This is a genomic window from Streptomyces sp. G45, from assembly GCF_049542095.1.
GTDB lineage: Bacteria > Actinomycetota > Actinomycetes > Streptomycetales > Streptomycetaceae > Streptomyces.
In genome coordinates this window covers 2,885,901-2,912,573 of the sequence record NZ_JBMUZU010000001.1, presented here as the reverse complement: position 1 = coordinate 2,912,573, position 26,673 = coordinate 2,885,901, and the positions used below count along the sequence as shown (strand labels likewise).

The following is a 26,673-nucleotide window of genomic DNA, read 5'->3' as shown; positions in this document are numbered from 1 at the left end:
GCAGGGAGCGACGGTGGCCTCCCGGCAGGATGCGCTGGCCGCTGCCCCGCGGGCGGTTATGGAGGCCGCCTGGCACGCAGCGGCGGGCGCCTCCGCGCGGGCGATGTCGTACGCCGCCCAGTAGGGGACGATGGCCGCTGCCCCGCAGGCGGCGGCCGACATCGCCCAGCAGGGAGCGCTGGCGGTTGTCCCGCAGGCGGTTGCGGAGTCGCCTGGCTGGCAGCGGCGGGCGCCGTCCCGCAGACGATGGGGACGCCGTCCCGCAGGGAGCGGCCGATGCCGCCCACTAGGGGGCCCTGGCGGTTGTCCCCGCGGGCGGCGGTCGAGGCCGCCCAGCAGAAGGCGCTGTTCGCCGTCTCGTAGGCCACTACGGAGGTCGTCCGGCAGGCGGCGGCGGGTGTCTCCCCGGTGGAAGCCGTGGGCCCCGATCAGGGCACCCCGGTGGCCTCCCGGCAGGCCGCCGTTGCCGCTCCCGCCACGAAGCGTCGCCCGCAGCCTGGCTCGGTGCTCTCCGGTGGGATGCCCGTCAGGCCGTCGCGGTGGGGCGCCGCATGGGCCCCGGCTGCGGGTCCGGAGGGGTCTACTTCACCTCCAGCTCAAGGATCTTGTCGTCGCCCTTCCGAGGGGTGCCCCGGGAGTCCGTGTTGCTCGTCACCAGCCATAGCTTGGCGCCGCCCGCGGAGACGACCGTGCGCAGGCGGCCGTACTTCTCCTTGAGGAACGCCTGCGGCTCGGGCTCGCCGTTCAGGCCGCGCACCGGGACGCGCCACAGCCGCTTTCCGCCCAGGCCCGCCATCCACACCGAGCCCTTGGCGTAGGCGACCCCGCTCGGAGAGGCCTCGGAGGTCTTCCACTGGGCCAGCGGGTTGTGGAAGCCGCCGCCCGAGTCGTCCTTGCCCTCGGCCTCGGGCCAGCCGTAGTTGTCGCCGGACTTGATCTGGTTCAGCTCGTCCCAGGTGTCCTGGCCGAACTCCGAGGCCCACAGGCGCTTGCGCTCGTCCCAGGCCAGGCCCTGCACGTTCCGGTGGCCGTACGAGTACACCGGGGAGTCGGGGAACGGGTTGCCCGGGGCGGGCTCGCCCTCCGGGGTGAGGCGGAGGATCTTGCCGCCCAGGGACTTCTTGTCCTGGGCGAGCCCGGTGTCGCCGGTCTCGCCCGTGGCCACGTACAACAGCTTGTCGGGGCCGAAGGCGATGCGGCCGCCGTTGTGGAGCATGCCCTTGGGGATGCCCTTGAGCACCGTGTCCGGAGCGCCCAGCTGCTGGCCTCGGGGCTTCTTCTCGTCGTACAGCAGACGGGCCACGCGGTTGTCCGACTCCGTCGTGAAGTACGCGTACACCAGGTGGTCCGAGGCGTACGTCGGGGAGAGGGCGAGGCCCAGCAGGCCGCCCTCGCCACCCGGCGCCACCCCCGGCACCGCGCCGACCTCCGTCTTCTTGCCCGTCGCACCGTCGACGCGCGTGATCGTGCCCTCGTCGCGGGACGACACCAGCAGGTCGCCTCCCGGCAGCGCGGCGAGGCCCCAGGGGGACTTCAGGCCCGTGGCCAGCGTCCTGGTGACTCTCGCCGAGCCCTTCTCGGGCGGTGGCTTGGCGGTGTCCCTGGGGCCCTGCGTGCCGGGGCCGGGGGCGCGGGACGTCGTGCTCCGGTCGAAGGGGGCGCCGCCGTCGTCCGACGAGCAGGCGGTGGCCAGGAGGAGCAGGGTGGCGGTGGCCAACGTGGCCAGCAAGGGCGGGTGTTGACGGCTCAGCGGGCTTTGCACGGTCGGTTCCCTTCAGCGCGGCGCGTTCTACCGTTCATACACCGCGCGAGCCCCACAGGTTCCACCACCCTGCCGACGGATCGCGGAGAGCCGAAGACGGCGAGTGCGACAGATTCAGCCCGTCCGGCGTTCGAGGACAAGGCGCGGAGCGCCGATGAAGCGGGGTGCCAGGGGCTGGCCCTGGTTTCGGGAAAGGGGCGGGCCCGGGGCGCCCCGCGAGGCCTAGTCCCAGGAGCCCTGCGCGTCCGGCAGCGCCGCCAGGTCCGCCAGATCGCGTGCCGTCAGGCACACCCCGGCCGCCCCGGCGTTCTCCCGCACCCACCGCTCCCGCTTCGCGCCGGGGACCGGCACCACGTGCGGCCCCTGCGCCAGCACCCACGCGAGCGCCACCTGCGCGGGCGTTGCCCCGTGCCGCGCGGCGACCCGGCGCAGGCCCACCACCAGGGGCTGGTTGGCCGCCATCATCTCGGCGGTGAAGCGGGGGTGCCGGGCGCGCAGGTCGTCCGGCTCGAAGCCCTGACCGGGCGTCAACGTGCCGGTGAGGAAGCCGTTGCCGAGCGGCATCGCCGCCAGTAGCCCCACCCCGCGCGCCGCGCACCACGGCAGCAGCGACTCCAGCGCCTCCGGAGACCACACCGACAGCTCGGCCTGCACGGCCGCCACCGGGAAGACCTGCTGGATCCGCTCCAACTGCCGGATCGTGGTGTCGTACAGGCCCGTCCCGGCCCCCCGGCGGCCCGCCCGCGCCCCGACCGCGCACAGGCCCAGCGCCCGCACCTTCCCGGCCGTGACCAGGTCGGCCATCGCGCCCCAGGTCTCCTCGATCGGCACCTCGGGGTCCGCGCGGTGCAACTGGTACAGGTCGATCGTGTCGGTCTGCAGCCGCCGCAGCGAGGCGTCGCAGGCCCGCCTCACATAGCCGGGGCGGCCGTTGGCGACGATGTGCTGATCGCCCACGAGCAGCCCGCACTTGGTGGACACGAACGCCTCCGCGCGCCGCTCCCTGAGCACCCGGCCGATCAGCAGCTCGTTGGTGAAGGGCCCGTACATATCGGCCGTGTCCAGGAGCGACGAGCCCAGGTCGAGCGCCGCGTGCAGGGCGCGCACCGAGGCGTCACCACGCTGCCGGGAGGCGGAGTACGCCCAGCTCATCGGCATGCAGCCGAGTCCGACGGCGCCCACCCCGAGCGCCCCGGCGCCGATCGTCCTGCGCTCCACCTGGCCGTGTCCTCCGCGTCTTCGGTGTCCTCGATGATCTCTGTCTGGGCGGCCCCCAACGTAACCTCTGCGTCCCGGCGCGCGGCGTGCGGCCTGTGCGCACTAGCCTCCTGACCATGACAACCGACGTATGGCTGCCCTACGAAGCGTCCAGCGTCGAGGGGCTGCCCGCAGCCTCCGACGCGGGTCTCACCTACCGCTTCTGGGACGGTGGGACGGAGTACCCCGCCGACCCGGCCGACTGCGTGTTCTACGTAGTGCCGTACATGGAGCCCGCGGAGACCGTCGTACCGCCCCTGGTGCACATGACGTCCCTGCGGGTCGTCCAGACGCTGACGGCGGGCGTCGACCACATGCGGTCCGGACTGACACATCTGGCACCAGGAGTGCGGCTGTGCAACGCCCGCGGCGTGCACGAGGCCAGCACCGCCGAGCTCACGCTCACCCTGATCCTCGCGTCCCTGCGGGGCGTGCCACGGTTTGTGGAGGGACAGCGGCTCCAGGAGTGGCGGTCGGGGTTCTACCCCGCGCTCGCCGACAAGTCCGTCCTCATCGTGGGGTACGGGTCCATCGGGGCCGCCATCGAGGACCGGCTCGCGCCGTTTGAATGTGCCCGGGTGGCGCGCGTCGCGCGCTCCGAGCGCACCACGGCGCGCGGTCCGGTGCTCCCGCTCACCGACCTGCCTCGCCTGCTGCCCGAAGCCGACGTCGTGATCCTCTCCACGCCGCTCACGGACTCCACGAAGGGCCTGGTCAACGCCGACTTCCTGGCCCGTATGAAGGACGGCGCGCTGCTGGTGAACGTGGCCCGGGGCCCCGTCGTCGACACCAAGGCGCTGCTCGCGGAGCTGGAGACCGGCCGCCTCACCGCGGCCCTGGACGTCACCGACCCCGAGCCGCTGCCGCCGGGCCACCCGCTGTGGCGGGCCCCCGGTGTCCTCATCAGCCCGCACGTGGGCGGCTCGTCGTCCGCGTTCCTGCCGCGCGCCAAGCGCCTGCTGGCCGCCCAGCTGCGCCGGTACGCCGCCGGGGAGCCGCTCGGCAACGTCGTCCTGGAGACCTGACCCGGTGGCCCCTGGCGGCGTACGGCAACCGGCTCATCGGCCCCAATCGGTAAGGGAGTTCAGCAAACCGGTCAGGATCGGTCCATATCCGGTGCCACGCGACCGTGCGGAACCGGGAGGACCGCTTATGTGCACGCTCCGCAGCGTGATGTGTGCACCTTGTGTTCACTTGGCCGTGGGTAGTCACGGAGCGTAGAGCGGACCTGTCCCTGAGTGACGAGGCTGGTGTATCGTCCCGACAGGGGCTGCGCCGCGTACCGATCGGCGCCGGGGATCTGAGTGACGAGACTGCGAGGGGGGCGACGGGCGATGCACGGCCTATGGGCGAACGAACCGACGCGGCGGGACCACCGCCCGCGACTCTCGCGCACGACAGCCCGCCGACGACGGCACTGCGCCCGGCGGCACCGACTGCTGCGCAGGGCCGCCCGGCGCCGCCAGCACCGGCCGGGGGCAGGCGTGTGCCGCCCGCGCGGTCCGGCGGGCACGATTCCGGTGCCCGGAGCCGTTCGCTGGCCGGGGGCCCTCGGGAGAGCGCGGCGGGCCTGCGGGTCTCCGCCCGCGCCCCCGCCGCCGCCCCGCCGTGGCACCCCGAGGCCCGGCCCCGACGCTCCACCACCCCGCGCCCCACGCGCGACGGCCCCGCACCCGGGGGCGCCGCCTGCGAGGGCCGCGTCGACGAAGACCGCGTCTACGACGGCAGTGCCTACGACGGCAGTGCCTACGGGGGCGCGCTCACGCAGGCAGCGCCTACGAAGACCGCGTCCACGAGGGCGGTGCCCACGAGGGTGGCGTACATGAGGGTCGCGCCTACGAGGGTCGCGCTCATGAGGACAGCGCCTACGAAGACTGCGCCTACGAAGGCCCTGGACACCAGTGCCCGGTACGCGAAGGCCCCGGACACGAGGACCCCGTACGCGAAGGCCCCGGACACCAGGAGCCCGTACACGATGGCCGTCCGCACGACGGACCCCCGCGCGACGGCCGCCCCCACGCAGGGCGTCCCCACGCAGGGCGTCCGCGCGACGGCCGCCCTCATGACGGACCCCCGCGCAATGGCCGCCCCCACGCAGGGCGTCCGCACGGCGGTCGTCCCCGAGACCCCTGGGGCGGGGCAGTGAGCGGGCAGTCGGCGTCCGCGACCGTGCTCGACGGAGGGCTCGGGCGGGCGCCCGCGCCTCCGCGCGCGCCGCTGGCCAGACGGCCCGCGCAGGGCGGCGGTGGCGGACTCGTCTGCCAGGTCCTCCTGCTCCTGGTCTGCGGCGGGTACGCGACGGGCTCCGCGCTCGGCTGGGGCTCGGACCGGCTCGCGCTCATCATGGGCGACTTCGGGCTGAGCGCCGCCGCGGCGGCCGCCGCCGTCTCCTGCTTCCTCTACTCGCGCACCCGGCGCAGCCGCTTTCGACCCGCATGGCTGCTGTTCGCGCTCTCCTCCGCGATGGCGGCCTGCGGCAACGGCGTCTGGGGCTGGTACGAGGTCGTGCTGCGCGCCCCCGTGCCGCAGCGCGGCTTCGCGGACCTGTTCTTCCTGTGCTTCGCGCCGCCCGCCATCATCGGCCTCCTGGTGCTCGCCAAGCGGCCGGTCACCAAGGCCGGTTGGGTGTGCCTCGCCCTGGACGCCTGGCTCATCGGCGGCTCGCTGCTCACGCTCTCCTGGAGCCTCGCCCTCGCGCACACCGCGCAGTTCGAGGGCCCGAGCGTGGCCCACGCGGCCCTGTCGCTGGCCTACCCGCTCCTGGACATCGCGCTGGTCAGCATGGTCCTGGCGCTGCACTTCCGCCGCTCGTCGGCCAACCGCACCGCCGTGAACACCGCGATCGGCGCCCTGGCGCTCACCGTGATGTGCGACGCGCTGTTCACCTCGCCGCTGCTGCACGCCACGTACCGCTCGGGGCAGCTGCTCGACGCGGGCTGGTTCGCCGGTTCGCTGTTGCTGGCGTACGCGCCCTGGGCGGCGTCGGGCCGCGGCCGTGCCGAGGGCCCCGAAGCCGACCGGGCGCTCGCGGTGGCGAAGGCACCGCAAGGGAGCCGCCCCGCCGCCCGCGGCAGCGGGCCCGCCGACGAGCGCGCCGACGGCGGGCGGTTCGCGCCCACGCGCCCCATCGCCGGTTCGCTCGCCGCGCTCACGCCCTACCTGGCCGCCGCCGTCTGCACGCTCGGCATCCTCTACAACGTGCTGAACGGCCGCAGCGTCGACCAGGTCGTGCTCTTCACCGCGGGCACCGTCGTCCTCGCGCTCGTCGTGCGCCAGGGCATCATGCTGCTCGACAACATCACGCTCACCCAGGAGCTGGCCCAGAAGGAGAACCACTTCCGGTCCCTCGTGCAGAGTTCCAGCGACGTCATCATGATCGCCGCGCCGAGCGGCATCCTGCGGTACGTCAGCCCGGCCGCCGCCGGGGTCTACGGCCGCGACGCCGACGAACTCGTCGGCTCCGAGCTGGCCACGCTGATGCACCCCGAGGACCTCGGCCGCGTCGTCCACGAGGTGCGCCGCTTCCTCGCCGCCAACCCCGTCGAGGAGCCGACGACCCGCATCGAGTGCCGCTTCCGGTCCGGCACGGGCGAGTGGCTGAACGTGGAGTCCACGGTCAACCGCCACCACGGCGGCCTCATCTTCAACAGCCGCGACGTCACCGAACGCGTGCGCCTCCAGGCGCAGTTGCAGCACAACGCCGAGCACGACCCCCTCACCGACCTGCCCAACAGGGCGCTCTTCACCCGCCGAGTCGCCGCCGCGCTCGGCGGTCGCAGAGTCACCGACCGGGGCACGGCCGTCCTCTTCATCGACCTCGACGGCTTCAAGGCCGTCAACGACACCATCGGCCACCAGGCGGGCGACGCCCTGCTCGTGCAGGCCGCCCACCGCCTCCAGGAGGCCGTCCGCGCCTCGGACACCGCCTCCCGGCTCGGCGGCGACGAGTTCGCGGCCCTGATCGTCGGCGACGGCACCCGCGACCAGGCCGCGCGCGAGAAGCACATCCTGGAGCTGGCCGACCGGCTCAGAATCAGGCTCTCCCAGCCCTACGACATCGACGGCAACGACGTCCGGGTCGCCGCCTCCATCGGCGTCGCCTTCGCCGAACCGGGCGTCGGAGCGGGCGAGTTGCTGCGCAACGCCGACCTCGCGATGTACCGCGCGAAGGCCGCGGGCAAGGGCCGCGTCGAGCTGTACGCGCCACAGATGCAGGCCGACGTCGCCCGCAAGGCCGAGCTGGCCACCCGGCTGCGCAGCGCGCTGCACGAGGGCGAGTTCGCGCTGCTGCACCAGCCCGTGGTCCACCTCGACACCGGCCGGATCGAGTCGGTCGCCGCCCAGGCGCGCTGGCGCTCGGCCCAGGGCATCCTCTTCACGCCCGCCGAGTTCCTGCGCGTCGCCGACGACAGCGAGCGCACCGCCGAGCTGGGCCGCTGGCTCCTCCAGGAGGCCGTCGAGCAGGCCGCCGAGCGCGGCCGCGCGGGCCACGCGGTGCCCGTCGCCGTGCGGGTCAGCGCCAAGCGCCTGGTGGACCGCTCCCTGCCGCTCGGCTCCCTGGAGGCGCTGCTCACGCGGCACGGGCTGCCGTCCGGGGCGCTCGTCATCGAGCTGGCCGACAGCGACCCGCGCGTGTCCCTCGACGACCTGGAGCGGCGCCTGGCGTCCCTGCGCAGGCTCGGCGTGCGGATCGCGCTCGACGGCTTCGGCAGCGGCTACGCGGCCATCAACGCGCTGCGGCGGCTGCCCGTGGACGTACTCAAGCTGGACCGCGGCCTGATCGAGGGCGTGGTGGAGTCCGCCCGCCTCTACAAGATCACTTCCGGTCTGCTGCGGATCGCCAACGACCTGGGCCTGACCTCCGTGGCCGACGGCGTCGACCACCCCGAGCAGGTCATCGCCCTGCGCGCCATGGGCTGCACGCACGGCCAGGGCATGGCCTTCTCCGGCCCGCTCGACGAGTTCCGGCTGCGCCGGGCGCTCGCGGTCGGGGAGTACCCGGTGCCCCGCGGCCCGGTGGAGCCGGTCTGCGTGGGCGGCCCCGCCGCCGAGCCCACGACGGCGTACGGGGAGGGCGCGACCGCCTTCGGCGCCGCCTACGGAGAGCCCGGCTCGGCGTTCGGGGGACCCCCCACGACCACGTTCGGGGGCACGGGCGCCGCCTGCGCCGCCGGATCCGGACCCTATGGGCGCTCACATAATGAGACGCCCATCCCACCTACTTGACAGGTGTGGCGCGCCAGGGGGAGGGTCAGAGCCATGCGCACCCGAATTCTCGTACTTGGAAAGCGCGTCGGCTGAAGCTGGGACGCCCCGGTCCGGACACCGGAGACCCAGCGCCCGCACCCGGCGCGCTCCCCTCGCTTGCCTCACGGCACGAGGGGTTTTTTGTTGCACTGGCACCCCCCAAACCCTGGCAAAAACCCTCAGCTTCGAGAAGAGAATGCCGATGACCGAGCAGGCCACCGGGGCCCACCATCCGCAGCCGCGGCCCCGATCCTCTGGACAGCAGTCCGCCCCCGTCGAGCACGTCACGGGCGCGCAGTCCCTGATCCGCTCCCTTGAGGAAGTCGGGGCCGACACGGTGTTCGGCATCCCCGGAGGCGCGATCCTGCCCGCGTACGACCCGATGATGGACTCCACCCGGGTGCGTCACATCCTGGTCCGCCACGAGCAGGGCGCGGGCCACGCCGCCACCGGATACGCCCAGGCCACCGGCAAGGTCGGCGTGTGCATGGCCACCTCGGGCCCCGGCGCGACCAACCTGGTCACGCCCATCGCGGACGCCCATATGGACTCGGTGCCGCTGGTGGCGATCACCGGCCAGGTCTCCTCCAAGGCGATCGGCACGGACGCCTTCCAGGAGGCGGACATCGTCGGCATCACGATGCCCATCACGAAGCACAACTTCCTGGTCACCAAGGCCGAGGACATCCCGCGCACCATCGCGGAGGCCTTCCACATCGCCTCCACGGGCCGCCCGGGCCCGGTCCTGGTCGACATCGCCAAGGACGCCCTCCAGGCGCGGACCACGTTCTCCTGGCCGCCGCAGCAGGAGCTGCCCGGCTACCGCCCGGTGACCAAGCCGCACGCCAAGCAGATCCGCGAGGCCGCCAAGCTGATCACCGCCGCCAAGCGGCCCGTCCTGTACGTCGGCGGCGGTGTGATCAAGGCCGGGGCCACCGCCGAGCTGAAGGTCCTCGCCGAGCTGACCGGCGCGCCCGTCACCACCACCCTGATGGCGCTCGGCGCGTTCCCCGACAGCCACCCGCTGCACGTGGGCATGCCGGGCATGCACGGCTCGGTCACCGCGGTCACCGCGCTGCAGAAGTCCGACCTGATCGTCGCCCTCGGCGCCCGCTTCGACGACCGCGTCACCGGCAAGCTGGACAGCTTCGCCCCGTACGCCAAGGTCGTGCACGCCGACATCGACCCGGCGGAGATCGGCAAGAACCGCGAGGCCGACGTGCCGATCGTCGGCGACGCCCGCGAGGTCATCGCCGACCTCGTCCAGGCCATCCAGGCCGAGCACACCGCGGGCCACCGGGGCGACTACACCGCCTGGTGGGCCGACCTCAACCGCTGGCGCGAGACCTACCCGCTGGGCTACGACCACCCGGACAACGGCCAGCTCTCCCCGCAGCAGGTCATCGAGCGCATCGGTCAACTGGCGCCCGAGGGCACGATCTTCGCGGCGGGCGTCGGCCAGCACCAGATGTGGGCCGCCCACTTCATCCAGTACGAGCAGCCCGCGACCTGGCTCAACTCCGGTGGCGCGGGGACGATGGGCTACGCGGTCCCGGCCGCCATGGGCGCCAAGGCCGGGCAGCCCGACCGGACGGTGTGGGCGATCGACGGCGACGGCTGTTTCCAGATGACCAACCAGGAGCTGACCACCTGCGCCCTGAACAACATCCCGGTCAAGGTCGCCATCATCAACAACGGCGCCCTCGGGATGGTCCGCCAGTGGCAGGCGCTGTTCTACAACCAGCGCTACTCCAACACGGTCCTGCACTCCGGTCCGGAGGCCGACGGCAAGCAGCCCAGCGCGGGCACCCGCGTCCCGGACTTCGTGAAGCTGTCCGAGGCGATGGGCTGCCACGCCATCCGCTGCGAGGACCCGGCCGACCTGGACAAGGTCATCGAAGAGGCCAACGCCATCAACGACCGCCCGGTCGTGGTGGACTTCATCGTCCACGAGGACGCCCAGGTCTGGCCGATGGTCGCCGCGGGCACCTCCAACGACGAGGTCATGGCCGCCCGGGGCGTGCGCCCCGACTTCGGCGACAGCGAAGACGACTGAGAGCACCAGGAAGAGGTACGACCGCCATGACCGTCATGTCCAAGCACACGCTCTCGGTCCTCGTCGAGAACACCCCCGGCATCCTCGCGAGGATCGCCGCCCTCTTCTCCCGCCGCGGCTTCAACATCGACTCCCTGGCCGTCGGCGTCACCGAGCACCCCGACATCTCACGCATCACCATCGTCGTGAACGTCGAGGAACTGCCGCTCGAACAGGTCACGAAGCAGCTCAACAAGCTGGTGAACGTCCTGAAGATCGTCGAACTGGAGCCGGGCTCCGCCGTCCAGCGCGAACTGGTCCTCGTGAAGGTCCGCGCCGACAACGAGACCCGCTCCCAGATCGTCGAGATCGTCCAGCTGTTCCGCGCCAAGACCGTGGACGTCTCGCCCGAGGCCGTGACCATCGAGGCCACCGGGTCGAGCGACAAGCTGGAGGCCATGCTCAAGATGCTCGAACCCTTCGGCATCAAGGAGCTGGTGCAGTCCGGCACGATCGCCATCGGCCGCGGCTCCCGTTCGATCACGGACCGCAGCCTGAGGGCCCTGGACCGCACCGCCTGACGTCCCGGACCCCGGAGCGTTCCGGATTCCGGATCCCCCTGACCTTCCTGACCGAGCCCGCCGTACGGTGGGACGCGACACCAGCACACAGAGGAGTTTCCCAGTGGCCGAGCTGTTCTACGACGCCGACGCCGACCTGTCCATCATCCAGGGCCGCAAGGTCGCGGTCATCGGGTACGGCAGTCAGGGCCACGCGCACGCCCTCTCGCTGCGCGACTCCGGTGTGGACGTCCGGGTCGGCCTGCACGAGGGCTCGAAGTCCAAGGTCAAGGCCGAGGAGCAGGGCCTGCGCGTGGTCACGCCCGCCGAGGCCGCCGCCGAGGCCGACGTCATCATGATCCTGGTCCCGGACCCCATCCAGGCGCAGGTCTACGAGGAGTCCATCAAGGACAACCTGAAGGACGGCGACGCGCTGTTCTTCGGCCACGGCCTGAACATCCGCTTCGGCTTCATCAAGCCCCCGGCGGGCGTCGACGTCTGCATGGTCGCCCCCAAGGGCCCGGGCCACCTGGTCCGCCGCCAGTACGAGGAGGGCCGCGGCGTCCCCTGCATCGCGGCCGTCGAGCAGGACGCCACCGGCAAGGGCTTCGAGCTGGCCCTGTCGTACGCCAAGGGCATCGGCGGCACCCGCGCCGGCGTCATCAAGACGACGTTCACCGAGGAGACCGAGACCGACCTGTTCGGCGAGCAGGCCGTCCTCTGCGGCGGTACGGCCGCGCTGGTCAAGGCGGGCTTCGAGACCCTCGTCGAGGCGGGCTACCAGCCGGAGATCGCCTACTTCGAGTGCCTGCACGAGCTGAAGCTGATCGTCGACCTGATGTACGAGGGCGGCCTGGAGAAGATGCGCTGGTCCGTCTCCGAGACGGCCGAGTGGGGCGACTACGTCACCGGCCCGCGCATCATCACCGACGCCACCAAGGCCGAGATGAAGAAGGTCCTCGCCGAGATCCAGGACGGCACGTTCGCCAAGAACTGGATGGACGAGTACCACGGCGGCCTGAAGAAGTACAACGAGTACAAGAAGCAGGACGAGGACCACCTCCTGGAGACCACGGGCAAGGAGCTGCGCAAGCTGATGTCCTGGGTCAACGAGGACGAGTAGGGCGTACGCCGACGGGGCCGGGACCGCTGTCCCGGCCCCGTCGGCCGTAGCACCGCCGCGGGGCCCCGCCCAAGGCCCCGCTCCTCGATCGCCGGAGGGGCTGATTCCGGCCACGCGCCTCGTGTGGGTGATCCTTCCGCTCCTGGGGAAGAGGCACCCGGCCGCGCCACTACACTGCACACCACAATCGCGTCAGGCCCACAGCGTCGTGCGTCTTCCACGCGGATAGCACCCTCCACCGCCTGCGGCCGTCGGGACGGCCGTCCGCATTGGACTTGTGAGGACTCACGTGAGCACTGCTGCCAACGGCAAACCGGTCGTACTCATCGCTGAAGAGCTGTCGCCCGCGACCGTCGACGCCCTGGGCCCGGACTTCGAGATCCGGCACTGCAACGGCGCGGACCGCGCGGAGCTGCTGCCCGCGATCGCCGACGTCGACGCCGTACTGGTCCGCTCCGCGACCAAGGTCGACGCCGAGGCCATCGCCGCCGCCCGCAAGCTGAAGGTCGTCGCCCGCGCGGGCGTCGGCCTCGACAACGTCGACGTCGCCGCCGCCACCAAGGCGGGCGTGATGGTGGTGAACGCCCCCACCTCGAACATCGTCACCGCCGCCGAGCTGGCCTGCGGCCTGCTGATCTCCACCGCCCGCAACATCCCGCAGGCCAACACCGCGCTGAAGAACGGCGAGTGGAAGCGCTCCAAGTACACGGGCGTGGAGCTGGCGGAGAAGACCCTCGGCGTGGTCGGCCTCGGCCGCATCGGCGCGCTCGTCGCGCAGCGGATGTCCGCCTTCGGCATGAAGGTCGTCGCGTACGATCCGTATGTGCAGCCCGCGCGCGCCGCGCAGATGGGCGTCAAGGTCCTCTCCCTGGACGAGCTTCTGGAAGTCTCCGACTTCATCACCGTGCACCTGCCGAAGACGCCTGAGACCCTGGGCCTGATCGGCGACGAGGCGCTGCGCAAGGTCAAGCCGTCGGTGCGGATCGTGAACGCCGCGCGCGGCGGCATCGTCGACGAGGAGGCGCTGTACTCGGCGCTGAAGGAGGGCCGCGTCGCGGGCGCGGGCCTGGACGTGTACGCGAAGGAGCCGTGCACCGACTCGCCGCTGTTCGAGCTCGACCAGGTCGTGTGCACGCCGCACCTGGGTGCCTCCACGGACGAGGCCCAGGAGAAGGCGGGCATCTCCGTCGCCAAGTCGGTGCGCCTCGCCCTCGCGGGCGAGCTGGTGCCGGACGCCGTGAACGTCCAGGGCGGCGTCATCGCCGAGGACGTGCGCCCCGGCCTGCCGCTCGCCGAGAAGCTCGGCCGCATCTTCACCGCGCTCGCGGGCGAGGTCGCGGTGCGCCTGGACGTCGAGGTGTACGGCGAGATCACCCAGCACGATGTGAAGGTGCTCGAACTGTCCGCGCTCAAGGGCGTGTTCGAGGACATCGTCGACGAGACCGTGTCGTACGTGAACGCGCCGCTGTTCGCCCAGGAGCGGGGCGTCGAGGTGCGGCTGACCACGTCGTCCGAGTCGCCCGACCACCGCAACGTGGTCACCGTGCGCGGCACCCTCTCCGGCGGCGAGGAGGTCGCCGTGTCCGGCACACTCGCCGGGCCCAAGAACCACCAGAAGATCGTGGCGGTCGGGGAGTACGACGTGGACCTCGCGCTCGCCGACCACATGGTGGTGCTGCGGTACGCCGACCGGCCCGGCGTCGTCGGCACCGTGGGGCGCGTCCTCGGCGAGGCCGGGATCAACATCGCCGGGATGCAGGTCGCGCGGGCCGGGGTCGGGGGCGAGGCGCTGGCCGTGCTGACCGTGGACGACACGGTGCCGCAGCCGGTGCTCTCCGAGGTCGCGGAGGAGATCGGGGCGACCTCGGCGCGGTCGGTGAACCTGGCGGACTAGTTCCGCGCGGGGCATTCAAGCCCGTCCGGCGTTTGAGGACGAGCGCGGAGCGCGATGAACGGGGCGCGCAGGGCCAAGGCCGCGGCCAGCAGCAAGGCGCCCGCGCCAGCGAGCGCGGCGGCGTGCATGCCGTCCGTGAACGCCGCGCGGGCCGTCCGCGCCAGGGCGGCCCCCGCCTCCGCGGGCAGCCGGTCCGCCAGGGCGAGCGCGCCGCCGAGGGTGTCCGGCGCGCCGGACGGCATCTGGTGGCCGTAGACCCCGGTGCCGATGGAGCCGAGGACGGCCATCCCCAGGGCGCCGCCGAACTCCTGCCCCGTCTCCAGGAGGGAGGACGCGGCGCCCGCCTTGTCCGCGGGGGCCGCGCCGAGGGCCAGGTCGGTGAGCTGCGAGGTGACGACGGTCGCGCCGCACGCGAGGACGGCCGCCGCCGCGAGCACCGTCCACAGGGAGTCCGTACCGGCGAGGGCCAGCACCCCGTAGCCGCAGGCCGACACCGCGAAGCCGCCCGCGACCACATGGGCGCGGTCGGCGCCGCGCTGCACCAGCGCCACCGCGGTCGGCGCGGCGAAGCCGATCGGCACCGACGGCAGCAGTGCCCACAGCGCCGCCTCCAGGGCGCTCTTGCCGAGGACCGACTGGAGGTACTGCGTCGTGAAGTACGCCGAGCCCATCATGGCGAAGGCCGAGACGAGGTTCAGGCCTACGGCGGAGCCGAAGCCCCGGCGGAACAGCGCGGGGGAGACCAGCGGGGACGCGGCGGTGCGCTGACGGCGTACGAACAGGGCGGCGAAGACGAGCCCCACGGCCAGCGACCCCAGGTACGCCGCGCGCACGCCCTCCGCGGCGATCTCCTTGAGCCCGTACACCACCGGCAGCACCGCGGCCATCGACAGCGGGACGCTCAGGGCGTCGAAGCGGCCCGGGGCCGGGTCCCTCGACTCGGGGATGAGCAGCGGCGCGAGCAGCAGGAGCAGCACCATCGCGGGCAGGTTGACCAGGAAGACCGAGCCCCACCAGAAGAACTCGACGAGGACGCCGCTGAGCACCGAGCCGAGCGCGATCCCCGCGACCATCACGCCGGACCAGACGCCGATCGCCCGCGCCCGCTGCCCCGGGTCGTGGAACAGCGTGCGGACCAGCGCCATCGTCGACGGCATCAGGGTCGCGCCGCCGATGCCGAGGACCGCGCGGGCGGCGATCAGCATGCCCGGGCCGGTGGCGTAGGCGGCGGCCAGCGACGCGCCGCCGAAGGCCGTCGCGCCGATCAGGAGCAGCCTGCGGCGGCCTATGCGGTCGCCGAGCGAGCCCATGGTCATGAGCAGGCCCGCGAGCACGAAGGCGTAGATGTCGAAGATCCAGAGCTGCTGGGTGCCGCTGGGGTCCAGGTCCGCGCTGATCGCGGGGATCGCGAAGTACAGGACCGAGACGTCCATCGAGACGAGGAGCAGCGGCAGCATCAGGACGGCGAGCGCCGTCCACTCCTTGCGGCCCGCGCGGGGCGGGGTGGTGGTGTCCATGACCCGGGACTGTACGAGCGTATAAAACGGTTGTCTAGTACGCCTGTCCAGTACGCGCGTCCCATACGTGTGTCGCATACGTACGTCCCATACGTTCGTATGGGACGGCTGTCTGTATCGGGGTAGGGTGGCCGCATGGGACACCGTGAGGATCTGCTCGAAGGCGCCAAGCGCTGCCTGCTGGAGAAGGGGTTCGTGCGCACCACGGCCCGCGACGTCGTCAAGGAGTCCGGCACGAACCTCGCGTCGATCGGCTACCACTACGGCTCGAAGGACGCGCTGCTCGCGCAGGCGTACATCGCGCTCGTCGAGGAGGTTGGCGACGGCTTCACGGGGGGCGGCGGGAGCGCGGCGCCCGGCGGGTCGCTCGAACGGTTCCAGGAGGTGTGGAGCGGGGTCATCCGGTCGTTCCCGCAGTCGCGCGGCATCTGGATGCTGAGCCTGGAGTTCATCACGCAGGGCGACCGGCTCGCCGGGGTGCGGGAGCTGCTGATCAAGGCGCAGGAGGAGGGGCGGGCCGGGATCGCCGCGCTGCTGCTCGGCATCGACGAGTCCGCACTCGGCGACGACGTGGTGGCCGCCGAGGGGCGGTTCTACACCACGCTGCTCAACGGGCTCATGATGCAGTGGCTGTTCGACCCGGAGTCGGCCACCACGGCCGAGCAGCTGACGGAGGGGCTGCGGCGGGTGATGGCGCGGGCCTCCGCCGCGTAGGGCCCGGCGGCGCCCCCGGGGCCCGTACGCGAGGCGCCCCCGGCCCCGTACGCGAAAGGGCGCGGGCGGCGCCGGGCCGCCCGCGCCCTCACGCGGTAACTCTCAGGCGCGCGCTACCACTTGATGCACGCGGCCGGGACGTAGCCCTCCTTGCGGGACGAGAACGGGCCGCCGTACAGCCAGCGGTCGCTGGTCTTGCCGCACAGCTTGTACTTCTGGCCCTTGAACGACTTGCCGTCGGAGCACAGGGCGCCCTTCTTGCCCTTGGCCCACAGGCCGACGGCCGTGGCGCTGAGCTTCGGGCTGGTGCGGATCTTCACGCTCTCCTTGGCGGGAACGTTGACGATGCTGCTGTCGCAGTTGGGCTTCGCGGCCGCCACGGCGGTGGGGGTCTGGGCGACGGCGACGCCGCCGACGAGCGTGGTGGCGGCGACGGCAGCGGTGGCGAGGGCGGGGCCCAACAGCCGGAACTTCATGGGGGGATGGCCTCCGTTGTGATGTGCCTGGTGCTGTGATGTGCCTGGTGCGCCAGTGAAGTACTGGGCGGGCAGCACCTTACCCGCCATGATCACGTCACCAGCGGGGCCGTGGCGGTCTGTTGCGCGGCTATCGCAGTCGTGACGCTTTCAGGACCATGTGCAGCAGCAGCCGGTCCTCGCCCTCGTCCAGGTCCAGTTTGGTGAGCTGCTCCACGCGCGAGAGGCGGTAGTAGAGCGTCTGGCGGTGGATGCCCAGCTCGGCCGCGGCGCGGCCCGCCTGGCCCGCGCGGTCCAGGAACACCTCGGCGGTGCGGGCGAGTTCGCGGTTGCCGGGGGAGAGCAGCTCGCGGCCCACCGCGTCCTGCGCGGCCCGCGCGGGCAGGGAGGTGAGCAGGCGGTACGGGCCGATGTCCGACCAGTGGGCGAGCGGCGCGAGGCGCGGCTCGGCGAGCGCCGCGCGCGCCGCCGCCGACGCCTCCGCCCAGGCCTCCGCCAGGTCCTCCAGGCCCCGGCGCCCGTCGGCGACCCCGGCCGCCGTGCCCGCGCCCGCCAGCGCCACCAGACGGGTGGCCGCCGTGACCGCGGGCGTGGCGGAGTCCGCCGACCGCAGGCGCACCAGGACCGCGAGCGACTGGACCACCGCGCCCGCCGCGCCTCCAGAGCCTTTGACGCCCCCAGCGCCCCCGGCGCCCGCCGTGCCCGCCGCGCCCCCAGCGCCCGCCGGAGTCCACGGCACCGTGCACACCGCCGCCGCCCCCGGCGCCGTCCGCACCGCGGGGCCGCCGTCCGGGGCCGTCGGCCAGGGGGCCACGCACACCACGGCGTGCGGCTCGTCCCCGCGCGGGCCGAGCGCCGTCCGCAGCGCCGCCACCGCCATGTCCCGCTGCCAGCCGCGCTCGGCCGTGAGCACGGCCCGGAACTCCCGGGTCAGGTCCGCGCCCGCCTGCGCCTCGTCGGCGAGCAGCGCGCCGATCCGCGCCGCCACCTCCATGGCGGCGGCGAGCTGCGCCTCCGTGGGGCCCGGGTCGTCGTCCAGCAGCCACACATAGCCGAGCGCGTACCCCCGGTGGCGTACCGGAAGGCAGATCCGGCCGCGGTACACGCCCGCCTCCGGGGTCGGCGGGATGCGGACCGGGCCGGTGGCGCGCGTGATGCCGAAGCTCTCGAACCAGGCGCGCACGGCCGCCGTGGACCGGCGCGTGAGGATCGAGCGGGTGCGGACGGGGTCCAGGTCCGCGGAGTCGAGGCCGCCCTCGCCGCCGCCGTGCGCGCCGAAGGCGATCAGCTCGAAATCGCGGTTCTCCAGCGTCGCGGGCGCGCCGAGGAGGGCCGAGATCTCATCGACCAGTTCCTGGTAGTCGCCTTTCACACAGCCCATTCTCGCGCAGTCACGCGCCCCCTTCAGACATATGTCTGAGATCTGGGACACGGATGCGTGACAGGTGTCGATAGCTCAGGATCGGAGCGATCCTTAGGTTTCACGGTGGTTATCCGTGCCGTACCGAATCTGTGACACAACTGGTCGGGGGCGGCACTCGCTCGTACTCCCGTGGAGGTGCCCGTGCTGGGTCCCGTGATCCTTGCCGCGTCGCGCAGTGACAAGATGCGCCGTTTCGTGTCGGCGGCCCCGGGCACTAAGCAGGTCGTCGACCGCTTCATCGCGGGCGAGACCGTCGACGAGGTCGTGCCGATCGTCGTGGACGCCGCCGACAAGGGCCTTGAGGTCACCCTGGACGTGGTGGGCGAGGACATCACCACCGTCGAGCAGTCCCACGCGGCCCGCGACGCCTACCTGGAGCTGATCGACCGCCTCAAGGACCTCGGCCTCGGCACCAAGGCCGAGATGTCCGTGAAGCTGTCCATGTTCGGCCAGGCGCTGGAGGGTGGCCACGAGCTGGCCCTCGCCAACGTCCGCCCGGTCGTCGAGGCCGCCACCGCCATCGGCACCACCGTCACCCTGGACGCCGAGGACCACACGACCCTCGACTCGATGTTCGCCATCCACGACGAGCTGCGGAAGGACTTCCCGGACACCGGCTGCGTGATCCAGTCGTACCTGTTCCGCACCGAGGACGACGCCCGCCGCCTGGCCGCCAACGGCAGCCGCGTGCGGATCGTGAAGGGCGCCTACAAGGAGCCCGCCGAGGTCGCCTACCAGGACAAGGCCGAGATCGACAAGGCGTACGTGCGGATCCTGCGCATCCTGATGGAGGGCGAGGGGTACCCGATGATCGGGTCCCACGACCCGCGCCTGATCGCCATCGCCCAGGAGCTGGGCCGCCGCGCGGGGCGCAAACTGGACGAGTACGAATTCCAGATGCTGTACGGCATCCGCAGCGAGGAGCACCTGCGGCTCGCCGCGGAGGGCCACCGGATGCGTGTCTACACCGCCTACGGCACGGACTGGTACGGCTATTTCATGCGCCGCCTCGCGGAGAAGCCCGCGAACCTGCTGTTCTTCGGCCGTTCCATCCTCACCAAGGGCTGAGCCCGCCCGGCCGCCAGAAACACCCGCACAAAGGAGTTACGGAACTCATGGACGCTGTGACCCAGGTCCCCGCCCCGGTCAACGAGCCGGTGCACGGCTACGCCCCCGGCTCTCCCGAGCGCGCCCGGCTCGAGGCCAAGCTCAAGGAGCTGTCCGAGAACCCGATCGAGCTGCCGATGACCATCGGCGGCGAGAAGCGCCTGGGCGGCGGCGAGCCGTTCGAGGTCGTGCAGCCGCACAACCACAAGGCCGTCATCGGCACCGGCCGCCACGCCACGCAGGCGGACGCGCAGGACGCGATCGACGCCGCCCTGGCCGCCGCCCCGGCGTGGCGCGCGATGTCCTTCGACGACCGCGCCGCGATCATCCTGCGCGCCGCCGAGCTGCTGTCCACGACGTGGCGCGAGACGCTGGCCGCCTCCACGATGCTCGGCCAGTCCAAGACGGCCCAGCAGGCCGAGATCGACACGCCCTGCGAGCTGGTCGACTTCTGGCGCTTCAACGTGAAGTACGCCCGTGACCTGCTCGCCGAGCAGCCCCCGGCGAACTCCACGGGCGTGTGGAACCGCCTGGACCACCGCCCGCTGGAGGGCTTCGTCTACGCGATCACGCCGTTCAACTTCACGGCCATCTCCGGCAACCTGCCGACCGCCCCGGCCCTGATGGGCAACGTGGTCGTGTGGAAGCCGTCCCCGACGCAGACGCACGCCGCCGTGCTGCTCATGCGGCTCCTGGAGGAGGCCGGGCTGCCCAAGGGCGTCATCAACCTCGTCACCGGCGACGGCATCGAGGTCTCCAAGGTCGCGCTGGCCCACCGGGACCTCGCGGGCATCCACTTCACGGGCTCGACGAAGACCTTCCAGTACCTGTGGAAGACCGTCGGCGCCAACATCGAGAAGTACCGCTCCTACCCGCGTCTGGTCGGCGAGACCGGCGGCAAGGACTTCGTCGTCGCCCACCCGAGCGCCGACCGCGCCATCCTGAAGACCGCCCTGACCCGCGGCGCCTTCGAGTACCAGGGCCAGAAGTGCTCGGCGACCTCCCGCGCCTACATCCCGGCCTCCATCTGGAACTCCGGCTTCAAGGAGGAGTTCGCGGCCGAGGTCGACGGCATCACCATGGGTGACGTCACCGACCTCTCCAACTTCATCGGTGCCGTCATCGACGAGCGCGCCTTCGCCAAGAACAAGGCCGCCATCGACCGCGCCAAGGCCGACGACACCTGCACGATCGTCGCGGGCGGCACCTACGACGACTCGGTCGGCTACTTCGTGCGCCCGACCGTCGTCGAGTGCACCGACCCGGCCAACGAGGTCTTCACCACCGAGTACTTCGGCCCGTTCCTCGCCGTGCACGTCTACGAGGACGACAAGTACGACGAGATGCTGGAGCAGATGGAGTCGGTGTCCGACTACGCGCTCACCGGCTCGGTCATCGCGAACGACCGCGCCGCCGCCGCGTACACGATGGAGAAGCTGCGCTACGCCGCGGGCAACTTCTACATCAACGACAAGTCGACCGGCGCCGTCGTCGGCCAGCAGCCCTTCGGCGGCGGCCGCGCCTCCGGCACCAACGACAAGGCGGGCGCCCCGCAGAACCTGATGCGCTGGACGCTGACCCGCGCCATCAAGGAGACGCTGGTCCCGCCGACCGACTACACGTACCCGCACATGGGCTGACGCCCCCCTGAATCCCCGCCCCCGGCTTGGGCCCCACCCCGGCCGGGGGCGGTGTCGTGTGCGCGGCCAACCATGCGGGGGGCCGTCAGACGGCCCGCCGCAGGAACCCGTCGACGAGTTCCGCGATCGGCTCCGCGTGCGTCTCCAGGGCGAAGTGGCCCGTCGGCAGCAGGTGCACCTCCGCCTCCGGCAGATCGCGCAGGAAGGCGGTCGCCCCGGCCCGTACGAACACCTCGTCGTGCGCGCCCCACACCGCGAGCAGCGGCACCTGGCTGTCGCGGAAGTACGCCTGGAAGTCCGGGTACAGCGCGATGTTGCTGCCGTAGTCGCCGATCAGGGCGAGCTGGATCGCGTCCTGCCCCTCGCGGGCCATCTCCGCGGCGTCGCGCTCCCAGGCGTCCGGGCTGAGCAGGTCGCGGTGGCGCTCGGGGACGCCGTGCGTGTACTGCCAGCGGATGCCTTCCAGGGAGCGGATCTGCCGCACGGGCGCGGCCGTCTCCTCGTTCGGGTCCTCGATGTACGCGAACACCGGCGCCCACGCCTTGGCGCCGAGCCCGTCCTCGTACGCGTTGCCGTTCTGCGTGACGATGGCCGTGACCCGCTCGGGGTGGGCGAGCGCGAGGCGGAGGCCGATCGGCGCGCCGTAGTCCTGCACGTACAGGGCGAACCGGTCGAGCCCGAGCTTCTCGGTGAACTCGGCCGTGACGTCGGCCAGTTCGGCGAACGTGTACGAGAACTCCGCGGTCGACGGCGTGGCGGAGCGGCCGAAGCCGATGTGGTCGGGCGCGATGACCCGGTAGCGGTGCGCGAGGCGCGGGATGAGGTCGCGGAACATGTGCGAACTGGACGGGAAGCCGTGCAGGAGGAGCAGCACGGGGGCGTCGGCGGGGCCCGCCTCGCGGTAGAAGACCTCGTGGCCGCGGAGGGTGGTGGTGCGGTGGTGGATACGGGTGCTCATCTCTCTAACCCCTCATTTTCATTTTAGTGGTTGGCGTGGGGTTCAGTGGAGCATGGCTGGGTCTAACCGGTCAAGATGTTTTAGGGAGTTAGGTGGAGAGGGGTGGGGGCAGGGGAGGACTTGAACCTGACGCCGGTGTCAGCTTCTACCGTTCCGGCATGACGCAGAGCACCCTTCTCACCCCGTACACCAGCCCCTTCGGCCAGCTCCCCAACCGCATGGTCATGGCCCCCATGACCCGGCACCGCGCGGAGGAGGACGGCACCCCGCCGCCCCTGGCCGCCGAGTACTACGCCCAGCGCGCCAGCGCCGGTCTCATCGTCACCGAGGGCATCTGGCCCAGCAGCCGCGGCCAGAGCGGCTGGCGCATCCCCGGCCTTGAGACCCCCGCGCACATCGAGGGCTGGCGCCGCGTGACGGCCGCCGTGCACGCGGCGGGCGGCAGGATCGTCGCGCAGCTCATGCACGGCGGCCGCCAGGGCCACCCGCTGTCCCGCATCGACGGCGACATCCCGGCCGGTCCCTCGGCCGTGCCCGAGCCGAGCCCGGTCCACGTCCGCGACGGCGGCAAGGCGGAGGCCGTCACCCCGCGCGTGATGACCCCCGACGACATCCGCACCGCCGTCGCCGACTACGCGGCCGCCGCCCGCAACGCCGTCACCGCCGGGTTCGACGGCGTCGAACTCCACGGCGCCAACAGCTATCTGATCCACCAGTTCCTCGCCGACAACACCAACCTGCGCGACGACGCGTACGGCAGGGGGTCCGTCGAGAACCGCATCCGGTTCGCCGTGGAGGTGGTGCGCGCGGTCGCCGACGCCATCGGCGCCGGACGGCTCGGCCTTCGACTGTCCCCGGGCAACCCGCAGTTCGGCATGTACGAGGCCGACCCGGCCCCCGTCTACCGCGCCCTGCTCGCCGAACTGGACCCGCTCGGCCTGGCCTATCTGCACCTCACCGACAACGACCGCTACCCCGCCCTCGACGACCTGCGCCCGCGCTGGCGCGGCACGCTCATCGCCAACGTCGGCGAGAACGGCGACCCCACCACCAAGGAGGCGGGGGAGGCCGTCCTCGCCGCCGGGCGCGCCGACCTGGTCTCGTACGGCAGGGGGTTCCTCGCCAACCCCGACCTGCCGCGCCGCTTCGAGGTCGGCGCGCCCCTCAACTCCGTGGACACCAAGCACCTGTACACGCTCGGCGCCAAGGGGTACACCGACTACCCCTTCCTGGAGGAGGCGCTTCAGACCTCCACGAGGACCTGATCGAGCGACTTGCGCACCAGGTCGGGAACCTGGCAGTCCGGCGCGGGATAGCCGACCGGAATCACCGCGAACGCCTTCTCGTTCGCCGGACGGCCGAGCACCTCCGACAGGAACCGCATCGGGCTCGGCGTGTGCACCAGCGCGGCGAGGCCCGACAGGTGCAGCGCCGACAGCAGCATCCCGACCGCGATGCCGACCGACTCGTCGACGTAGTAGTGCTTGTGCTTGGTGCCGTCCTCGCCCAGCCAGTACCGCTGCTGGAAGACGACGATCAGCGCGGGCGCGTCCGTCAGGTGCGGCTTCACCTCGTCCGTGCCGAGGGGGCGCAGCGCCGCGAGCCACTCCTCGCCGAGCCGCCCGTCGTACGAGATCCGCTCCTCCTGCTCGGCGGCCTCCCGGATCCGGCGGCGCACCTCCGCGTCCTGGACCAGCACGAACGTCCACGGCTGCTGGTGCGCGCCGGACGGCGCCGTCGCCGCGCACGCGATGGCGTCCCGCACCACCTGCGCCGGTACGGGGTCCGGCGAGAACTGCCGCACGGTGCGGCGCTCCCGCATCCGCTCCCTCAACTCGGCGGCCTGCGCGAGGGACTGGGCCTCCGGCATGCGCGCGGGGCGGTAGGGCACCGAGCGGTAGGGGCGCCCGTGGATCGGCGTCCACCGCTCGGCGCCGTGTCCGGTCTCCGGCTTGTGCTGTTCGGTATCAGACATGGGAACGAGTGTGCCGCGCGCCGTGGGCGGCGGACAGGGGGCGGGCTGTCCCGTCCGGGGGCTTTCCCCCACCCCGCCCCTTCCCGAAACCATGGGGCTCCGCCCCTGGACCCCCGTCGATCGCGCTCCGCGCTCGTCCTCAAACGCCGGACGGGCTGGAACTCTCCCGGCGCGGCGAAGTTCTCAGCCCCCGGCAGAAAACCGCCCGGCCGTCACGCCCAGTTCGCCACGATCAGCGTGAGCCCGGCGGTGAAGCCCGCGCCCAGCAGCGCCAGATACGCGCCGTAGAAGCGGCGCAGTCGATGCGCGAGGAAGCCGAACGCGCCGAACCCCAGCCCCACGGCCAGCGTCCGCGAGCCGCGCGCGGCGGCCGACTCGGCCAGCCAGTCGGACACCGGCACCCCCGCGCGGCCCGCCTCGGCCGCGTACACCTTGAACGGGACGCCGTTCCACGGCTGGTGCCGCACGGCGTCCGCCGACTCGACGGCCAGCTGCTGGCGGACCTCCGCGCGCATCCGGTCCGTGGTGAGCGGCTGCGGCAACTGGACGCCGGACGCGGCGAGTTGGAGGGCGAGGACGCCGCCCGCGAGGCTGCCCGCCAGGGCCGCGAGGGCCAGCTTCAGGGACCGGCGCGGCACCGCCACGCACGCGACGGCCAGCAGCAGCTCCGGCATCAGCGGCCAGCTCAGCGCCTCCGCGCCCGCCCACGCGAAGGCGAGCGGCAGACCCCAGCGGGACGTCACCCGGGCCGCGATCCGCTTGCGGACCCGGGAGTCGCGCAGCGGCTCGTCGACGGTACGGCGGTGCAGCTCCGTCACCGCCGCGCGCGCCTCCTCGGGCGTCACCGTCGGCGGCAGCGGATCACCGACGCGCACCCGCACCAGGGCCGGGCGCAGCCTGCCGTGCTTCGGCAGCAGCCGGTCCGTGCCCGCGATGCCCACCGGCACGACCGGCACCCCGGCCGCCTCCGCCAGGACCAGGGCGCCCCGGTGGAACGCGCCCACCTCGCCCGAGCGGGCTCGCGTGCCCTCCGGGAACAGCACCACCGCGTGGCCCGCCCGCAGGTGGTCCGTCCTGGCCAGCAGGTCGGTCATGCCGCCGCCGGTGCGGCGCACGGGGAAGCCCGCGGCCAGGCGGGCGCAGACGCGGCGCCGCCAGGGGGAGGCGAACCAGTAGTCGGCCGCCGCGGCGATCCTGGGCGCGTGACGGGAGTCCAGGGCGGCGAGCAGGGCGGCGGTGTCCGCGTGGGAGGTGTGGTTGGCGACCACCACGCAGCCGCCTTCCGGAAGGGCGCCCCGGCGGGTGATGCCGCCGGTGAGGGTGAGGACGGTGCGCCAAAGGACCCTGCGCCACAGGGCCCCGCGCCACAGGGCGGCCCGCGCGGGGGCGCCCCGGACCCGCCCCTTCCCGCAACCGGAGGCTTCGTCCCCGGGCCCCCAGTCATGGGCCTTCGGCCTGGTCCTCACACGCCGGACGGGCCGAGTTCTCCGGCTGGACTTCGTGATCATGAGGCCACCGCCATCGTCAGGAGCAGCGCCAGCAGCAAGGAGTCGATCCGGTCGAGGAGGCCGCCGAAGCCGGGGAGCCAGCTGCCCGCGTCCTTGACGCCCGCCTCCCGCTTGACCATGGACTCCAGGAGGTCGCCCAGGACGCAGCCGGTGAGGACGGCCGCCCACAGGGGCGCGGTGAACGCGCCGACGGCCGCCAGGGCCGCGGCGGTCGCCGCCGCCGCGCCGAGGACGCCCGCCCAGGTCTTGTTGGGGGACAGGGCCGACAGCGGCCGGGACAGGGGCCCCCGGCGGCCCAGGACCGTGCCGCCGCACCAGGCGCCCACGTCGCCGAACGCCACCGCCACGCCCACGGCCAGCGCCGTGCCGTCGAGGACGACCAGGCCGGTGAGGGAGACCGGGATCCACAGCAGGGCGAACAGGACGCGGCTCGCGCGGGTGAAGCCGCGCGCGGTGTCGCCGGTCAGCAGCGCGGGCAGCGCCGAGACGACCAGGAGGGCCGCGGCCGCGCGCAGGTCGAGCGCGACCGGCGCCAGCCACGCCGCCGCCGGGATCAGGACGGCCGCCGACGACAGCACCGCCCGGTCCGCGCGCGGCAGCCGCACCATGCGGGCGTACTCCGCCACCGCGACCACGCCGAGCCCGGCCGCAAGCGCGAACGCCCCCGCCCGGCCCGCCCACAGCGCCCCCAGGAACAGCGGTGCCGCCAGCGCCCAGGTCCGCCACCGCCTGCGCAGCTCGGCCCGCGCCCGCACCCGCGACGGCAGCGCCGCCACGGCCACGCCGCCCGCGCCGAGCACCCCGGCCACCACCGGCACCGCGCGCCCCACGACCTCTCCCGCCAGGACCGCCGCGCTCATCGGCTCCCCAACTCCCCCCACAGGCGCGCGCAGCGCACCGCCGCCGTCAGCGCCGAGCCCACCGCGATCACCGCCAGGACCGGCACCGCCCAGCCGGACGCCGCCGCCACGATCACCAGCGCGCAGCGCTCCGTCTTGCCCACGGGGCCGCCGTTGAGGCGGGGCGCACCGGCCGCCGCGCCCGCCAGGGACACCCAGGACGGCAGGGTCGCCGCGAGGGCGGCCGCGGCCACCAGCCACAGCGGGGCCAGCGGCAGGAAACCGGCGAGGACCGCCAAGTCCGCCACCCGGTCGCCCAGTTCGTTGACCAGGGCGCCGCGGCGCGTGCTGCGGCCGGTGTCACGGGCAAGGGCGCCGTCGAGGTTCGCGCACGCCAGGCGGGCCAGGAGCAGCAGGGCCACCGGGAGCGCCGCCAGGGGCGCGGGCAGCCAGGCCAGGGCCGCGGCGGCGCCCGCCGCGCACACCACGCCCGCCGCCGTCAGCGCGTCGGGCGACACCGCGCGCCGTGCGAGGGCGCCGCGGACGCCGGACAGCCTGCGCGCGTACCAGGGCTTGAGGGCGTACAGGCCAAGGCCCGCGGGGCCGCCCGAGGAGCCAGGGGAACCGTTCATGCCGTC

General features: G+C 72.9%; 21 protein-coding genes. 11 read left to right on the top strand and 10 right to left on the bottom strand.

What is annotated here, in order from left to right:
• Positions 1-580: 580 nt before the first annotated feature.
• Positions 581-1,729, bottom strand: coding sequence for a PQQ-dependent sugar dehydrogenase (locus ACOBQU_RS11555; protein WP_423626348.1), 1,149 nt, complete (start codon positions 1,727-1,729; stop codon positions 581-583).
• 255 nt (positions 1,730-1,984) lie between these two features.
• Positions 1,985-2,980: an aldo/keto reductase gene (locus tag ACOBQU_RS11550; RefSeq protein ID WP_423626346.1), complete on the bottom strand. Its 996-nt coding sequence runs from the start codon at positions 2,978-2,980 to the stop codon at positions 1,985-1,987.
• Between the two features lie 116 nt (positions 2,981-3,096).
• Between ACOBQU_RS11550 and ACOBQU_RS11545 the strand changes: the two genes are divergently transcribed.
• The 7 genes from ACOBQU_RS11545 to serA all read left to right on the top strand — a co-directional run bounded on the left by ACOBQU_RS11545 (position 3,097) and on the right by serA (position 13,878).
• Positions 3,097-4,044: a 2-hydroxyacid dehydrogenase gene (locus ACOBQU_RS11545; RefSeq protein WP_423626345.1), complete on the top strand. Its 948-nt coding sequence runs from the start codon at positions 3,097-3,099 to the stop codon at positions 4,042-4,044.
• A gap of 827 nt (positions 4,045-4,871) precedes the next feature.
• Positions 4,872-5,165 (top strand): hypothetical protein, encoded by a 294-nt coding sequence (locus tag ACOBQU_RS11540; protein ID WP_423626343.1) that lies wholly within the window; start codon positions 4,872-4,874, stop codon positions 5,163-5,165.
• Positions 5,162-8,245 (top strand): putative bifunctional diguanylate cyclase/phosphodiesterase, encoded by a 3,084-nt coding sequence (locus tag ACOBQU_RS11535; protein WP_423626341.1) that lies wholly within the window; start codon positions 5,162-5,164, stop codon positions 8,243-8,245. Before ACOBQU_RS11540 ends, ACOBQU_RS11535 begins: the two co-directional genes overlap by 4 nt.
• Before the next feature lie 217 nt (positions 8,246-8,462).
• The gene (locus tag ACOBQU_RS11530; RefSeq protein WP_423626339.1) at positions 8,463-10,322 is read left to right on the top strand and encodes an acetolactate synthase large subunit; all 1,860 of its coding nucleotides are present in this window, start codon (positions 8,463-8,465) and stop codon (positions 10,320-10,322) included.
• A gap of 35 nt (positions 10,323-10,357) precedes the next feature.
• Positions 10,358-10,882, top strand: coding sequence for an acetolactate synthase small subunit (ilvN, locus tag ACOBQU_RS11525; protein WP_423634410.1), 525 nt, complete (start codon positions 10,358-10,360; stop codon positions 10,880-10,882).
• Between the two features lie 103 nt (positions 10,883-10,985).
• Entirely contained in the window at positions 10,986-11,984 is a 999-nt protein-coding gene (ilvC, locus tag ACOBQU_RS11520) for a ketol-acid reductoisomerase (protein WP_423626337.1), read from the top strand.
• 289 nt (positions 11,985-12,273) lie between these two features.
• On the top strand, positions 12,274-13,878 hold the full coding sequence (gene serA, locus ACOBQU_RS11515) for a phosphoglycerate dehydrogenase (protein WP_423626335.1): 1,605 nt from the start codon (positions 12,274-12,276) through the stop codon (positions 13,876-13,878).
• Here serA and ACOBQU_RS11510 read toward each other — a convergent pair.
• On the bottom strand, positions 13,875-15,395 hold the full coding sequence (locus ACOBQU_RS11510) for an MFS transporter (RefSeq protein WP_423626333.1): 1,521 nt from the start codon (positions 15,393-15,395) through the stop codon (positions 13,875-13,877). The two genes, serA and ACOBQU_RS11510, sit on opposite strands and share 4 nt — an antisense overlap.
• A 135-nt stretch (positions 15,396-15,530) precedes the next feature.
• On the opposite strand from ACOBQU_RS11510, the gene ACOBQU_RS11505 reads away from it, so the two are divergent.
• A complete protein-coding gene (locus ACOBQU_RS11505) occupies positions 15,531-16,109 on the top strand; it encodes a TetR/AcrR family transcriptional regulator (RefSeq protein WP_423626331.1) in 579 nt (192 codons plus the stop codon).
• Between the two features lie 113 nt (positions 16,110-16,222).
• Here ACOBQU_RS11505 and ACOBQU_RS11500 read toward each other — a convergent pair whose 3' ends face one another.
• Both ACOBQU_RS11500 and ACOBQU_RS11495 read right to left on the bottom strand, forming a co-directional pair.
• A complete protein-coding gene (locus ACOBQU_RS11500) occupies positions 16,223-16,585 on the bottom strand; it encodes a hypothetical protein (RefSeq protein ID WP_423626330.1) in 363 nt (120 codons plus the stop codon).
• A gap of 130 nt (positions 16,586-16,715) precedes the next feature.
• Complete coding sequence (locus ACOBQU_RS11495) at positions 16,716-17,966, bottom strand: PucR family transcriptional regulator (protein WP_423626328.1); 1,251 nt, start codon at positions 17,964-17,966, stop codon at positions 16,716-16,718.
• Between the two features lie 183 nt (positions 17,967-18,149).
• On the opposite strand from ACOBQU_RS11495, the gene ACOBQU_RS11490 reads away from it, so the two are divergent.
• Both ACOBQU_RS11490 and pruA read left to right on the top strand, forming a co-directional pair.
• A complete protein-coding gene (locus ACOBQU_RS11490; RefSeq protein WP_423626327.1) occupies positions 18,150-19,076 on the top strand; it encodes a proline dehydrogenase family protein in 927 nt (308 codons plus the stop codon).
• A gap of 47 nt (positions 19,077-19,123) precedes the next feature.
• Positions 19,124-20,755: an L-glutamate gamma-semialdehyde dehydrogenase gene (gene pruA, locus ACOBQU_RS11485; protein WP_423626325.1), complete on the top strand. Its 1,632-nt coding sequence runs from the start codon at positions 19,124-19,126 to the stop codon at positions 20,753-20,755.
• 85 nt (positions 20,756-20,840) lie between these two features.
• Here the strand turns inward: pruA and ACOBQU_RS11480 are convergent, their stop codons facing one another.
• On the bottom strand, positions 20,841-21,713 hold the full coding sequence (locus ACOBQU_RS11480) for an alpha/beta fold hydrolase (RefSeq protein ID WP_423626323.1): 873 nt from the start codon (positions 21,711-21,713) through the stop codon (positions 20,841-20,843).
• A 158-nt stretch (positions 21,714-21,871) separates the two neighbouring features.
• Here ACOBQU_RS11480 and ACOBQU_RS11475 point away from each other — a divergent pair, with 158 nt between their 5' ends.
• Positions 21,872-22,978, top strand: a complete 1,107-nt coding sequence (locus tag ACOBQU_RS11475; protein ID WP_423626322.1) for an alkene reductase — start codon at positions 21,872-21,874, stop codon at positions 22,976-22,978.
• Here the strand turns inward: ACOBQU_RS11475 and ACOBQU_RS11470 are convergent.
• The 4 genes from ACOBQU_RS11470 to ACOBQU_RS11455 all read right to left on the bottom strand — a co-directional run bounded on the left by ACOBQU_RS11470 (position 22,957) and on the right by ACOBQU_RS11455 (position 26,667).
• Positions 22,957-23,688 carry a nitroreductase family protein gene (locus ACOBQU_RS11470; protein WP_423626320.1) on the bottom strand — a complete coding sequence of 244 codons (732 nt, stop codon included), beginning with the start codon at positions 23,686-23,688 and terminating at the stop codon, positions 22,957-22,959. The genes ACOBQU_RS11475 and ACOBQU_RS11470 overlap by 22 nt on opposite strands.
• Positions 23,689-23,900: 212 nt before the next feature.
• A complete protein-coding gene (locus tag ACOBQU_RS11465; protein ID WP_423634408.1) occupies positions 23,901-25,058 on the bottom strand; it encodes a lysophospholipid acyltransferase family protein in 1,158 nt (385 codons plus the stop codon).
• A gap of 134 nt (positions 25,059-25,192) precedes the next feature.
• Entirely contained in the window at positions 25,193-26,056 is an 864-nt protein-coding gene (locus ACOBQU_RS11460) for a phosphatidate cytidylyltransferase (RefSeq protein WP_423626318.1), read from the bottom strand.
• On the bottom strand, positions 26,053-26,667 hold the full coding sequence (locus tag ACOBQU_RS11455) for a CDP-alcohol phosphatidyltransferase family protein (RefSeq protein WP_423626316.1): 615 nt from the start codon (positions 26,665-26,667) through the stop codon (positions 26,053-26,055). Before ACOBQU_RS11455 ends, ACOBQU_RS11460 begins: the two co-directional genes overlap by 4 nt.
• Positions 26,668-26,673 lie beyond the last annotated feature (6 nt).